We start from the raw sequence: 12469 nt of genomic DNA, 5'->3' as shown, positions 1-12469 counted from the left end.
GTCAGTTCCTTTCAGGCTGCCGCGTGCGGTCGCGCGCGGTTCGTGGAGTTGAGGACGCGGGCGGCGAGAGCTTCCGGTGTTCCCGCTGCGGGCTGCGGCGGTTCGCTGCCGAGGCGGATCTGCGTCTCGCCGGCCATGCGTTCCGACAGGCTGATGCGGGGCTCGGGCATCGCGAGCGGCGCTGCGGTGCTGAGCAGGTTGATGGCGATCGCGGGATTGAGGTCGGTGGCGAAGGCCAGGTGAGCGGCCAGCGGCGGATGCTTCGCGGCCTCTGGCGATCCGAGGATCGCCAGCATGCGCGCGCGCTCGTCGCGGATGGCGGGGTTCGGACCGGCTGCGGCCTTGTCCTCCCACAGCGCGGACCATTGCGCTCCGGCCAGCGGCGCCAGGCGGGCGAAGCTCTCGGCCGTGTAGGTGGGCGGCGGGGTGTCCGCGGCTTTCGGCCCGCGCAGCGTCGGCTCGATCCGGCGAGCTGTCGCGGCGCCTTTCAGCTTGGCGCGGGCTGCCGTCGCCTTCCGGCGACTGCGCATGGCGGCGAGTTTCGCGCGGGCTCTGTCAGGCAGCCCGATCAGCTGCTGGAAGAGATGGCCCGATCGGGGCTGCCCTTCCTTCCGCGCGAGGGCGTCTTCGAAGTTCATGTGCGGGTGCTCCTGCGTCGCGGTGACGTGCTTCCCCAGCGCGGCGACGGGGCGCGCGGGGCGGTGATGGGAAGGAGTTTCGGAGGGCCCGAACGCGGCCCTGGACCACTCGGAAGCGGCGGTCGGACAACCCGGGCCGCGGCTCCGTGTAGGGTTGTGCAGGGTTTCTCTTTTCAGCCGTTCACGCGCACACACACACGTGAACGGGTGAAATAGAAAACCCTGCACAACCCTACACTGGCTCTGACGAAGGGAGGTGGCGGGCATCAGAACGCCCCCGTCGAAGAGGGGAGAAGTCGCACGCCGGCAAAGATCATCCCGGCGTTGGAGCGCTTCTTCGCAAAGTGCCGCTCGAGCGCGGAAGAGAAGCGTTTGCCGGTGCCGGCCGCCTCTCCGCGCTGGTCGCACCAGGTCGACCAGTCGCGGAACAGCGCCGAGGAAGAGGTTTCGTTGCCGTTCTTCACCTCACATCGTTCGGACAGCCACTGGGCCAGGAGATCCTGGTCTTCGAAGTAGCCGTCCGTCGCGGCCTTGACGGCCATCGGCATCCCAAGGCCCGCCTGTTGCCAAGCGAGGCAGCCCTCAATGGCCCACCGCAGAATTCCCGGCCCCTCGGCCTTCAGGATGTCGAACAGCTTCGCGTCCGGCTGCGCCGGCTTGAAGGTGAGCGGAAGGAGATGAAGCCTGCGACGAAGGGCGTCATCGGGATTGCGGATGACGGGGCGGTGGTTGCCGACCATCACCAGTTTGAAGTTCGGCCGATAGGTGAAGAAATCGCCGCGCATGAAGCGCGCGCTCACCGGATCTCCGCCTGTCAGTGTCTTGATCTTGGCCTCGGCCAGGGCGCGCCCGGCCTCGGTCTCCTGGGCAATGACGAGCCGCGCGCCGCGCAGGCCGGCCAGGTCGGTTGGGTGCCGGTCGCCCGCGCTCGCCATGAACGTCTCCATCGGAGCCGTCGCGGCATAATCCCCGAGGAGATAGGCGAGGATGTTCACCAGCAGCGTCTTGCCGTTTCCGCCCGGCCCGACGATCACCAGGAAGGCATGCTCGCGGGTGGAGCCGGTCAGCAGGTACCCGGCCCATCGCTGCAGATAGGCGATGAGGTCCTCGTCCTCCTGGACGATCTCCGAGAGGAACTTCAGGAAGCGGAGGCACTCTCCCTGAGGGGCGACCGACGCGACCTTGGTGACGAGCTCCGACTTCCTCGCCGGTCGCGTGGCGCCGGTGGTCAGGTCCACGATACCGCCGGGCGTGTTCAGCAGCCATTCGTCGGCATCGAATGCCGCAGCAGGCCGTGCATGGCGTGGATCGGAACGGGCCATGCGCTCGACCGCGGCGACCGTACTAGCCGACGCGATGCGACTGGCGCCGTCCTCCTTCTGGTCTTCCGCGATTTGAGCCTGCTCGCGGCACAGCGCGCGCGCTAGGTCGAAGACGGCAAGGGTTTCGTCCCTAGCCCAGCGGCAGCCGTCCCAGCGCAACCACGATGCCCATTGAGGGACGTAGAGGAGTTGCCCATTGTGTCGATCGCTGAAGGCGAGCGCGAGGGCGTCGTCGGAGAACTGCGGAGCCTCTGGTGGCGGGCTATTCACTGCGAAGGGCTCGCGCCGTGCGCCGGCCGCCGCAAAACGAGCTTCGGGATCGAGGCCGTCCATCAAGCGGCCCTCCGGTGTGCGTCGTTCCAGTCACCGGCCGTCGGACTGACGATGCAGCCCTCCCGGCCCGCCTCCCGCCACCGCTGACCGCAAGCGCGGGCTGCGTGCATGCCCGGCCCATCCGGCATGTCCGGGCCCGCGTGGCCGTCCTGGCCGCGGAAGCGCGACGTGTCCCGGTCAGCGAAGATGGTCAGCGCCTCGATGCCGGCCAGCACGGGGAAGCGGGCGATCGCGCCGGCACTGGCCGCCGCCCAAACCGGCCGCCAGCCGAAGCCCTGCATGACGCTCAGCGCCGTTTCGATCCCTTCGGCCAGGCCGAGCCGCGTCGTGACCTCCTCATCCGGCGAAAGGCGGATCACGCCGGCCGCACCAAGCATCATCTTCGCGGGCTCGCCGAAGGGGCCGGGCGGGGCTTTTCCGCTGCCGTCGGGCAGGAGGAACGTCCGATGCACGCCGCAGGGAGCGCCCGTCTCCGGATCGGTCATAAGCGCCAGCATGGCGGGCAGGAACTCGGGCGGGCCCCTCTTGCCGTCCCCGCGCTGGCAGCGGGGATGGAACCGCAGGGGCAGGCCGGGCTCGCGAGCGAGGCCTCGGGCGTTGAGGTAGGCTTCCGCCAGCGAACCAGCAGCGTCCTGCCCTTCCCCCCAGGCTCGGCGGGCCGCGCTTATGGTCACCGGCGCCTTGGCGGGGCGCTGGGCGGCTTCCTGGCCGTCGTGGGGCACATCATGCACCGCCGGAGCGCCGCCGAGCCAGTCCTGCGCCCACCTGGCGGCACGCTCGGGTCGTTCGCGCCGGACGTGCCCGACGAGGCCAAGGGCATCGCCGCCCACGCCGGCCTCGTGGTCGTACCAGCTCCCGCGCTTGGATCCGGCCACCTCGACGGAGAGGCTGCCCTTAGCCCGGAATCGCCACTCCTCCCGCCCTTCCAGCGTCGGCTCACCGAGCAGGGCGCGCGCCAGGTCGCCCATGCGGCAGGCCAGCGTCTTGGCGAGGTCGGGATAGCTCACCCGCTCAGCGATGCTGTGCAGCACCTCCATCTGACGATCCGTGGGGTCGGCCAGGCGCTCCATGTCGCGGAGGAAGGCTTCTTCCCAAGCGGACAGCGGCGCCGGATTCCTCCGCGCGAGCTGGACCAGGTGGTGATGGGCGGGCTGGGTCACGGGGCCTCGCTGCCGCTCGCCACGGCCGCCGCGATGCTCGCGAACGCCATGAGCAGCGGCCGGCGCCGGGAACCCGTGGCGCGCACGATCAGCGGCTCGCCGGCGCGATCGCAAAGGCCCGGGATCATGCAGAGCCGCGGCGGCTCCTCGGCGATGAAGCGAGGGGCCGAGATCGCCCGACGCTTCGAAATCTTGCTCTTCGTCATGTCCTTCTCCTCGGACATGCACGGCACTGGAAATATGCGGTCGCTGCTGCTATGTGACGGGTGTCGTAGTAGTCCGTCTCAGGCTTCAGCCCCGCACCGCTCCAGCGCGTGCCGGGTTTCTACTTCTGGCGGCTGAAGGGCGAGACGCTGGCGAGGGGCGCGCGCATCAGGCCGCCCTCGACCGGCCGGAGAGTTCGGCGGCGCGGCTGGCGTACATGCGCTCCGCTTCCCACCGTTCCACCTCGGCGATCGGATAGATGACCTTGCGCGGACCGACACGCAGAAAGCGGGGGCCCGATCCGTCGCCGCGCCAACGCTCGAGGGTGCGCAGAGAAACGTGCTGACGCTCGGCCAGCATCTCGGAGGTCAGGTGCGGGGAAGAATGGCGCTGCATGGACTGCCCTTTCGTAGAGCGGCGCGACACGCGCCGCCTGAAGGGACAATGGGAAGTCGGATAACCAGTGAGCCAGCGCCTTCACTGGTGAAAGCACCGCTTCACTGGTCGTCAGCGCTGTCTCTTCGCCCGGCCGAATTCGCCCGCAATCTCCCGAGGCTTGAAGAAATCTGGGTACTCTTGCTGGAAGCTCTCGGCGGCCTTCAACTGCATCCGGTCCAGCCGGTCTATGGGCGGTTCCTCCGGCGTTACGCTGCTCACGATTCGCAAACTGCGCTGAGCATCCAGAAGAAGGCTGCTCGATCGCGGGGGTCTGAAGGCAGTTGCCCACTGGCGGAGCCATTCGGCCCACCCCAGAACCCAAGCGACCGATTTCGGCTTTCGTAGCTCGCGAGCGATTTGCTCCGGAGTCAAAGCCGGAAGACCGGGAGCAGGCGTGGCCATCATCTTCACAAAAGCGATGTGCGCCGCGAAATGCGGTGCAACGCCGCCCCGACGACGCCATAGGCGAACCAGGGCCGGTCGATCGGGCGGGGCGGTGTACCGCCCCGCCGCATCGTCCACCGCCATAACGGCCCACGCACGAGCCATCGACGCTGGGACGGATGAATGATGCTTGGCCATAGCCGCGATTTTCAGCAGCGCCCCGCCCGCTATCATCCCCTCCTTCTCGCAGATCTGCTGAAGTTCTCGGTTGATAGCCTCGAGGCCTGGCGCCGCCTTCAACGTCCGCCGGCCGCCAGCTGCTTCGAACATGCCATCGTTTATGTCCTGAGTAGCGCCCTCCATAAGGAGCCGCTCCACCCAGGCACGGTCGTCGGCGAATTCTGGCAACGACATAATCTCGTCGACCGTCCTGCCGTGAGCCTTGGCGAGCTCTGGCATCGCTTGGTCGACCTCCTTGCGAACAAGGTTCACGCCCTCGTCCTCTAGGTAGTCCAACGCATCCGCACCGAACGACGCGAGAGCTGCATTCCTTCGTGCTATGTCTTCTGGCCAGCACATCGCAGCCATAAGGCGAGTGTGGGCGTACGGCTGATCCGGCTCGAGGGGCACAACCAGCGGCGACGAATCGACCATAACACACGCCTCCGCAGCGCCATCCGCAGGTGGAAGTCGACGGGGCAGCCCGGCGCGGAGAGCCAGGCGTTCGGCGGCCAAACCTAGCCCCGTCGATTGCAGAATACCGGCTCACGAGGCCGTGCCGCCAGCAGAAGCGGGCGGAGGCTCGCGGAGAAATCCGCCATGCTTCTCCAGCGTCGCCATGGCGCGCACGAACGGCACGTCCACCGCCTGACGCGCGCACGCCCGCTCGCATTCCACCGCGAACAGCACGCGGAAGACGATCGTCTCCAGCGCGTTCATCTCCTTCATGGAGGTCCGCTTCGGGGTCGCGACTCTCATGCCGCGCTCCCCGCAAGCAGGGCAATGGCGTCGCGGCAGATGCAGGCGAGCATTCGGCCGCTGAAATCGTCGTCCGGGTCGAACTCCGACAGGTCTGCGTCGAAGGTCGCGACCATCGTGATCCACGCCAGCAGGCCTTCTGCCGTTGTGGCTTTCAGCTCTGCCAGGCGCTCGGCAATCTCGCCCTGCCGGCCGATCATCGGGTCAGTGGTGGCGGCATCCAGCGCCGCCTCCGCCTCGAAGGTGATATTCCGCGGGCGGGAGTCCCACTCCGCGATTTTGCGGCGCTCCAGCTCGCGGTGCTCGGCGCAGAGCGCAATCAGCTCGGCATCCGGATGCGGCGCGACAGGGGCCGCCGCCGCTCGCTCCAGCAGCATGACGGCGGCGGCGCCGAACAGGATGTTGCGACGGACCGCCATCAGACCGGCCCTCCCGACATCCGCAGCAAGTCCTCAACGACCTGCCAAGCATGCTCGTCGAGTCCGGCACTCTGGGCTGCCGAGGCCTTGACCCGAAGGCCATGGAGTGTCCGGGGCGCCGTATTCAGGAACGCCTCCTCCGCCGCACGCAAGGCGAAATACTGACGATCGTCCTCCTCCTGGCTCGTGGGCTCGGGGCCGGAATTGTACTCGTTCCGGATCGCGAGATAGCGGTCGCATTTGGCGATCAGCTCGGCGTCGGGATGCGGCTCCGCAGCGATGGCCGAGCCGGCGAGCGGCGAGGCGGCGGCGGCGGCGGCGGCCAGGATGCCGCGGCGGGTCGCGCTCATGCCGCCGTCCCCCGACCGGAATAGGAGCTGAGGAGGCGATCGTGGCCGTAGATGTAGTCTTTCCCGTTGCGGCAGTGCCAGTTGGTCGCGGCGAGCGAGCGGGAGGGGAACTCGTCTTCGTTGGCGCCGAGGTCATCTTCGTCCGGCTCGGCATCCTCCAGCGTGCCTGCGCCGTGGTCGTTCTGCCTCTGCCGGCAGGGAAAGCGGGAGAGGTCGTCGTCCGCCGCTTCGCAGCAGTCCTGCTCCTCCTCCAGGTCGCAGTCGCCGTCGAGCACGTCCAGCGCGGCAATGGCCCGGTCAATCAGGGCTTCGATCGCCTCGCGCCGGCGGCGGCGCATTCCGGCGGAGGGCGTCGCGAAAGCAGCGCCCTCGGCAGCAGCGCGGCGGGTGCTATTATCTCGGGTAGCCATGATCCTGTTGCTCCACAGTGGGGTTATGGTCAGGGCGGGCGGGGTGCTCGCAACATCCCGTCCGTTCGTCATCTCGCTTGCGAGATGGCACTATTGATGACATGGTGTTCGCATGAGTGCAATCGAAAATGTCATCGTTGATGCCATAACGGCGGCGCAGCTCCGAGCTGCTCGGGCGCTTGTGAATTGGTCCCAGGAGCAACTGGCGCAGGCCAGCGAGATACCCAAGCGGACAATCGCGCGAATGGAACTGGGGCAAGGGGCGCCGCAGCGGCGTACGGTTTCCGCTCTGCGCGCAGCCTTAGAATCTGCGGGAGTCGTCTTCGTCCCCGGCAACGGCGACGGGCCTGGCGTCAGGCTGAGGAAGGACCGTGGCTGACCGCCTGCCTATCGAGGCCCCGCGGCTATGGTCGGTCACGAGGTGGCTGAGCATTATGTTCTTCTCCACCGCCTCTCTCGCGGCGTGCGGAGGCTCCCCGACACCTCCCCCCGAGCCACAGCACCGCTGCGTGGTGACGCCCAATAACCTGGTGGAATGCTCAGCGATCGAAGATGCCGGGACGGCTCGTCCGGCGCGATGAAGCCAGTGAGCAGCATCGTTGGCCCGTGGCGACTTTTTCTGGCGGGCGTTGCCGTAGCATTCGCCCTCACGCCGCCGGCCGCAGCACGAGAGCAGCTGTACACGTTCCGGCCCGCCGATCGCGAGGCGCTGCACGCCTGGGCTGGTCTATTGCGCCGCCACCCGGATCTCGCACGTGATGCACGGCGGCACGGCTTTAAGCCGGCCCGCGACGTGGCGGTGCTGCGCGTCGACCTCGACGGCGACGGACGCAACGAGCTCGTGCTCTACGCCAACCTCATGCCCTACTGCGGCAGCGCCGGCTGCATGACTCGCATCCTCGGGCGCAGGCGTGCGGAGTGGATCACGGCTTGCGAGACCTACGTCGAGGACGGCCGCGGGTTGGTTCTGGACAGCTCGCGGACCGCGGGGTGGAGGAATTTCCGCGGGACCTATCGAGTTACGTGGGTTGCGGACCCGGCGCGGGCGGCGGGTGTGGGCTGCGTCGAGGGCGAGACGGTCGATCGCGTTGAGCAGGGTCGGGTGCGAACCGGGCGATAGAGGCAGCCAAGATGGCGCGAGGGGCCGTCCCAGAACGCACGGCAGGAATGCGCGGGAAAACTTGGGACCTGAGGGGCGTTCCGCTCCGGCTACTCATCCACCCATCCGGAACGAATGCCTTTGGAACACGATCGGTATACCCAGACCCTCACCAAGCGGCCGACAGAGTGGTGCATGGACGTCCAGCTTCTCCCCCACCGTGAGGGCGAAGGGCCGGTCGAGCCCGACAGGGTGCTGAAGAACAGCATGGAGGAGGAAGGCGAGCCCAAAGGCGACGGCTGGGTAGCTCTGTTGGGGTGCTTGGTTCTGCTTGCCGGCGTCGGCGTCATGGCTCTGATGTTCCGGTAGCAACAAGATCCCGACGGCCGGAGGGGGCGGGGCCCTATGGGATTAAGCGTACTGGCGGCTCTTTCTCCAACCTTAGCGACCTTGTATTCGGCGGCACGCTGACGGGGGTGCCGGCCTCCGACACCGTTGGTGTGACTTCGCCCGAGGCGCGGACGAGGTCCGAGCGCCGGCCTTGGGCGCCGAGCGGGTTGTTCGCTCCCGCTCTATCCTGCGCCGCCCAGCCCAGCAGGAATAAGCCCAAGACCAAAGGGGCGCATGTCTAAGCCCCCAGCCACCGCGCCGCCGCATCCCGGCAGCTCGTCAGCGCCACCAGCGTCACCTCGGCCTGACGCGCGGCGGCCTGATCGCTGCGGTCCACATCCGAGACCTGCTCTTCCGCGTCCGACACGCCGGCGACCAACGCCTCGTGCAGCGCCTGCACGCGCTCTTGAACCGGCTCGACCTCCCCGCCCAGCTCGCGCTCCCAATCGCCGATGATGATCTCGACCTCGCGGGCCATGCGGCTCGGCAAAGCGCCCCGGCCGGCGAGGGTGACGATGCGCTGCACCGCGGCGTCGAGCGGGCGGACGCGGGATTTTGCCTGCCCTGGCATTGGATGCACTCCGTTCTGCGGAATGGAACATATTTGGAACATCGGCGGGAAAGCAAGGTCTACGGCTCCGGCTCGCGTACTGGGAAGCACCGACGAGGCTGCGATCTCTCCCGACGTAACCTATGAGATTGAAACGTCTCGGCCTGTTCTGGTCTTTGCGGGGGATGACATTCGAACTCGTGCGGCTGGATCGTCGTCACTTGGCCGCCCTCGCCACGATGGCCGGCGACCGAATGAGCTACCTGGTACTCGGCGAGCTCCCGCGGGGCATCGGGCACGGGATTATGCATGAACTGATGCGGCAAGAACTGGTGGAGATGGGCATCTCCCATCGGTTTCCTGGCAAGGCGGGATGGCGGATCACCGCGCGTGGCCTAGAAGTGGCTGGCGCGGCCGGTTTCCAAACCTGATGAAGGCGTGGCCCGGCCGGTGGGTCCGTGCCGGGCCACGCGCTACTGCGGGCCGGACTCGAAACCGGCTCCATCGCTCCGCGGGCAATCCCGCGCCATGGTCCATTCGCCCAGGCGTCCCCAGGCAAAATAGCGCTTCCTTCAGCGCCGCCGCAGCACGCCGATTCTGACACGCTGCGAATCACGGCCGCAACTACGATCGGCGCCGAGTCGTTGGACTCATCCGGTGCAGAGGCCTCCCTGATGCCGCGCTACTTCTTCGACTGGTCGATCAACGGCGCCACCACGGAGGACCGGCACGGCCGCGAACTCGACGACCGAGCCGCCGCCCGGAAGCTTGCCATCGACGAGATGTATTGCCGTGTCCGGGAGCGCGACCCGAGCGAGTACCTGCGGATCGAGTGCACCGTCCGCGACGAGGACGGCGCTCACGTTTATCACCATGCCACCATCGTCCCGGCCTTCACGGAGGAAATGCGTCAGGCGCTTGAAGAGCGGCAAGCGCGCCGCGATGCCGCTCGGGCAGCCCGGCTCGCCGCGCAGGCAGTGGCCGAGTAGCCTGAACAGCAGCGTAGCAGGGCGGCCTCGCCGCGACGGGAGGCACCTAGGGCCTGATCGTGATGGCCTCATCGAATCGGACGGTCTGGACCCCTTCGACACCGGCTTCCGAAATCTCGATCCGATGACTTCCCGTCAGATGGCCGGCGGAGACGTTCGCGGCCGCCATGCACCGGATCGCTTCGATCGCGTGGGACCGAGCGAGAGAAGCGGATGAGAACGACTCCCCCTCGCTGTCCATGGTGATTTCGTCATCGTACACGTGGAAGTAAAATCGGGTCATGCGCTGCCCTACAGCCGTTGAGCGCATATACTTCAAACATTGGTAAGTTTTTTTTGTAAAAAAACCCGGCGCGGGGCTCCCCGGCCGGGCGTCGTGGCGGGTGGCTATTCAGATCGTTTCAGAATTGCGGCCATTAAGGGGCCACCCAGAGCTGCAACCGAACCGCCAACGAAGGCTCCTGGCGAATTCAGGAGCCAGCCAGCAAAAACCGCCAAGGCGACCCCTGAAACAGGCACAACTATAGCGGTCAGGCGGGAGGCCTTACCCTCCCAAGCATCCTGCTCTAGAGACCGGCGCTCCATGTCTCGGACGTGCTGAGCATCGGCGGTGAAGTTGTCGATAATCGTTTTCGCTGAGCCGGGAACGACAGCGTCATACCCCCTCATCGTCAGGGGATCAGGCATGGGCCCGGCGAAGGCGTAGGCGCGCATTTCCCTCACCGACTCCTTGGTCGGCGGGGCCGCTTCATTCGGCCTGAGCAGATCTGGCTCAATCGGCGGGAGATTCAGGTCCGGCGCCCTAGTCGGTCGCGCTGGCGTTGCTTCCCTACCAGTCATACTTTTTGGTTACGCGCTTGGCCATCGACCTTTTCATGGCGTTCCCCGTGCGGATCCAGCCGAGAGCACTCGCCGCCCCCGGGGGCATAACTGGCGCTGGACCGCGGGAAGGGGCAAAAGCGTCCGCGAACGCCCCCAGCCAAGTATCGCGGCGGCGGCGACGAACCAGCGCGCCGTTCTCGTCGAACGACGCGATCATCCTCTTCTGATAGACTCGCATCATCGGCTCCCTGGCCCGTCCCGGGGGGCTCCCTCAGGCGCCGCCCGGGCCCTCCCGGGCCTCGTGCCACCACTATGATGGCATCTTCGAAGAAACCTCAAGCGTCCTTTGGGTTGCCCTGGCATGCTTCGTGATAATGCGAGGCCCCCCCCGCCGAGCTCTCTATCTAAGAGGAATGCGCCGGATCACCCCGGTCGCACATCCCGCCACCACCTCCGATACCCCGCCGCCGAGGGATGCACGCCATCCCCGCCCAGCGGCTCGCAGCCTAGAGGCTCCGATCCCCGCCACGACGCGGCGCGTCTCACGGTACTCGCCGCCGCTTCCTCTCGCGGTCGAGGCTCGCGACCTTCACCGGCGTCCCCCGACGCTCAGCGCACGCCATGACGTGCTCGGCCCAGGCGTCGAGAGCAGCCTTCCGTTCGGCCAGGAACTCGTTGCGCTGGTAGATAGCCGCAACGCCGCGGATCGTTCCCTGCACGTGGTTCAGCAGCCGGTCTGCGACGTGCGGCGGGAAGCCGGCGCCAGCGAGCCACGTGACGCCCGTGCGCCGGAAATCATGGAAAACCCACGCCGGCATCGGCTCCGGCGCCTCCCCGGTCACCTCGGCCCGCTTTGCCCGTTCGGCCCCGATGGCCTTCTCCATGTTGCGCTTCATCCACGACTGCGACGTGATCGGCTGGGGTGGAACGGCGTCCGAGCCGTTGATGCCGAAGACCAAGCGATCGGCCGGGGGAAGGGGAGGAAGATCACCCTTCGGCTTCGCGCCCATTTGGTCACGTAGGATAGCCCGCGCGGGCGGAGAGAGTTGGACCAGATGCGCGCGGCCGTTCTTGGTTCGCGCTGCCGGCTGCGCCCATTTCGAGAGATCCGGCGTGAGCTCTCCCCAAACCATGCTACCCGCTTCATCGCGGCGCGCCAGAGTGAGCAGCAGGAACCTCACCAAAGGTCCGTGGGGCGAGGGGAGGGTGCCGGCAGCCCGCCAGACCTCACCTACCTCAGCATCGTCCAGGAACCGCTCTCGCTGGACGTAGGCGCCCTCGATGGGAGGTAACCCGGCGAAGGGGTTGAGGGCGAGCCGACGCCGCTTCACGGCCCAGCCATAGCAGGCTCGGCCGGCGGTCAGAATCAGTCGCGCCGCGTTCGGCTGCCCGTCCGCAACGCGATCATCGATCGCCGCGAGAGCATCCCCGTGAGCCAGGTGGGAGGCTGGCTTATCCAGATGTTCCGCAAAGGCGAGGCGCAGGGTCCGCGGCGCGCGAGTGGCGTAGCTGGCCCGGCGGGCGGCGAGGTGCAGCCGCTCCCATTCAGAAATGAGCACTTCGAGCGTGAAGGCCGCTTCCTTCCTGGCCGTCTCTGCGTCGGCGCGCTGACGTGCATCTTCGGCCCGCTTCGCATCGCGCTCGGCTTTCGGGTCGAAGCCCGCGGCCAGGCGGCCGAGCCTGATCCTCGCCGCCTCGCGTGCCTTTTCGATCGTCAGCGCACCCCACGCCCCGAGAGGTTCGCGGACCTTCCTGCCCGTCGCGGCATCGGTCCATTGAACCAGGAACGTCTTGTTGCCGCTCGACGACGCCCTGATGCCAAGGCCGCGGCATTCGGTATCGAAGGCAAGCCGATCCTTCGCGGGCGGGATCGGCGCGAACGACGAGATGAAGCGGTCTGTGAACCTGGGCATGTGGCCTGAAGCTTTTCCGACTCAGCGATTTTGCGGACCCCTAGCGGACCCGGCGAGTGGGTCCGCATGG

The 12469-nt window shown here is 67.4% G+C and carries 19 protein-coding genes; 5 read left to right on the top strand and 14 right to left on the bottom strand.

The genetic code is table 11. The annotated features are described in order from the left end of the window. Window positions 1-11 precede the first annotated feature (11 nt). From EJV46_RS16115 to EJV46_RS16070, 10 genes are all read right to left on the bottom strand, one after another. Window positions 12-905, bottom strand: a complete 894-nt coding sequence (locus EJV46_RS16115) for a hypothetical protein (RefSeq protein ID WP_131549708.1) — start codon at window positions 903-905, stop codon at window positions 12-14. Continuing rightward, window positions 905-2293 carry a phage/plasmid primase, P4 family gene (locus tag EJV46_RS16110; protein ID WP_131549707.1) on the bottom strand — a complete coding sequence of 463 codons (1389 nt, stop codon included), beginning with the start codon at window positions 2291-2293 and terminating at the stop codon, window positions 905-907. The genes EJV46_RS16115 and EJV46_RS16110 overlap by 1 nt, the downstream gene beginning before the upstream one ends. Next, entirely contained in the window at window positions 2293-3453 is a 1161-nt protein-coding gene (locus EJV46_RS16105; RefSeq protein WP_206020841.1) for a toprim domain-containing protein, read from the bottom strand. Before EJV46_RS16105 ends, EJV46_RS16110 begins: the two co-directional genes overlap by 1 nt. Then, complete coding sequence (locus EJV46_RS16100; protein ID WP_131549706.1) at window positions 3450-3659, bottom strand: hypothetical protein; 210 nt, start codon at window positions 3657-3659, stop codon at window positions 3450-3452. The genes EJV46_RS16105 and EJV46_RS16100 overlap by 4 nt, the downstream gene beginning before the upstream one ends. Window positions 3660-3825: 166 nt before the next feature. Next, window positions 3826-4053 (bottom strand): AlpA family transcriptional regulator, encoded by a 228-nt coding sequence (locus EJV46_RS16095; protein WP_206020840.1) that lies wholly within the window; start codon window positions 4051-4053, stop codon window positions 3826-3828. Window positions 4054-4164: 111 nt separating this feature from the next. Further along, entirely contained in the window at window positions 4165-4971 is an 807-nt protein-coding gene (locus EJV46_RS16090) for a hypothetical protein (protein ID WP_131549704.1), read from the bottom strand. Window positions 4972-5244: 273 nt separating this feature from the next. Then, window positions 5245-5457, bottom strand: coding sequence for a hypothetical protein (locus EJV46_RS16085; RefSeq protein WP_131549703.1), 213 nt, complete (start codon window positions 5455-5457; stop codon window positions 5245-5247). Beyond that, window positions 5454-5876 (bottom strand): hypothetical protein, encoded by a 423-nt coding sequence (locus EJV46_RS16080; protein ID WP_131549702.1) that lies wholly within the window; start codon window positions 5874-5876, stop codon window positions 5454-5456. Before EJV46_RS16080 ends, EJV46_RS16085 begins: the two co-directional genes overlap by 4 nt. Next, entirely contained in the window at window positions 5876-6226 is a 351-nt protein-coding gene (locus EJV46_RS16075) for a hypothetical protein (protein ID WP_131549701.1), read from the bottom strand. Before EJV46_RS16075 ends, EJV46_RS16080 begins: the two co-directional genes overlap by 1 nt. Further along, window positions 6223-6636 (bottom strand): hypothetical protein, encoded by a 414-nt coding sequence (locus EJV46_RS16070; RefSeq protein ID WP_131549700.1) that lies wholly within the window; start codon window positions 6634-6636, stop codon window positions 6223-6225. The genes EJV46_RS16075 and EJV46_RS16070 overlap by 4 nt, the downstream gene beginning before the upstream one ends. A 112-nt stretch (window positions 6637-6748) precedes the next feature. On the opposite strand from EJV46_RS16070, the gene EJV46_RS16065 reads away from it, so the two are divergent. The 3 genes from EJV46_RS16065 (at window position 6749) to EJV46_RS22895 (ending at window position 8104) form a co-directional block, all read left to right on the top strand. After that, window positions 6749-7015, top strand: coding sequence for a helix-turn-helix transcriptional regulator (locus tag EJV46_RS16065; protein ID WP_131549699.1), 267 nt, complete (start codon window positions 6749-6751; stop codon window positions 7013-7015). 207 nt (window positions 7016-7222) lie between these two features. Continuing rightward, on the top strand, window positions 7223-7756 hold the full coding sequence (locus EJV46_RS16060) for a hypothetical protein (RefSeq protein ID WP_131549698.1): 534 nt from the start codon (window positions 7223-7225) through the stop codon (window positions 7754-7756). Window positions 7757-7930: 174 nt separating this feature from the next. After that, window positions 7931-8104 carry a hypothetical protein gene (locus EJV46_RS22895; protein ID WP_165585580.1) on the top strand — a complete coding sequence of 58 codons (174 nt, stop codon included), beginning with the start codon at window positions 7931-7933 and terminating at the stop codon, window positions 8102-8104. 259 nt (window positions 8105-8363) lie between these two features. Here the strand turns inward: EJV46_RS22895 and EJV46_RS16055 are convergent, their stop codons facing one another. After that, on the bottom strand, window positions 8364-8696 hold the full coding sequence (locus tag EJV46_RS16055; RefSeq protein WP_131549697.1) for a hypothetical protein: 333 nt from the start codon (window positions 8694-8696) through the stop codon (window positions 8364-8366). A 128-nt stretch (window positions 8697-8824) separates the two neighbouring features. Between EJV46_RS16055 and EJV46_RS16050 the strand changes: the two genes are divergently transcribed. Together EJV46_RS16050 and EJV46_RS16045 are read left to right on the top strand one after the other, a co-directional pair. Beyond that, a complete protein-coding gene (locus EJV46_RS16050) occupies window positions 8825-9106 on the top strand; it encodes a hypothetical protein (protein WP_131549696.1) in 282 nt (93 codons plus the stop codon). Between the two features lie 243 nt (window positions 9107-9349). Further along, on the top strand, window positions 9350-9664 hold the full coding sequence (locus tag EJV46_RS16045) for a DUF6894 family protein (RefSeq protein ID WP_131549695.1): 315 nt from the start codon (window positions 9350-9352) through the stop codon (window positions 9662-9664). A gap of 46 nt (window positions 9665-9710) precedes the next feature. Here EJV46_RS16045 and EJV46_RS23565 read toward each other — a convergent pair whose 3' ends face one another. The 3 genes from EJV46_RS23565 to EJV46_RS16030 form a co-directional block, all read right to left on the bottom strand. After that, a complete protein-coding gene (locus EJV46_RS23565; RefSeq protein WP_408893678.1) occupies window positions 9711-9947 on the bottom strand; it encodes a DUF6894 family protein in 237 nt (78 codons plus the stop codon). 104 nt (window positions 9948-10051) lie between these two features. Beyond that, complete coding sequence (locus EJV46_RS23545) at window positions 10052-10351, bottom strand: DUF2335 domain-containing protein (protein WP_370323094.1); 300 nt, start codon at window positions 10349-10351, stop codon at window positions 10052-10054. A 677-nt stretch (window positions 10352-11028) separates the two neighbouring features. Further along, on the bottom strand, window positions 11029-12399 hold the full coding sequence (locus tag EJV46_RS16030) for a site-specific integrase (RefSeq protein ID WP_131549692.1): 1371 nt from the start codon (window positions 12397-12399) through the stop codon (window positions 11029-11031). Window positions 12400-12469: the final 70 nt, after the last annotated feature.

This window comes from Roseococcus sp. SYP-B2431 (genome assembly GCF_004336745.1).
GTDB lineage: Bacteria > Pseudomonadota > Alphaproteobacteria > Acetobacterales > Acetobacteraceae > Roseococcus.
Note: the sequence above shows the minus strand (reverse complement) of the source record. Positions and strands in the feature narration are given on the sequence as shown.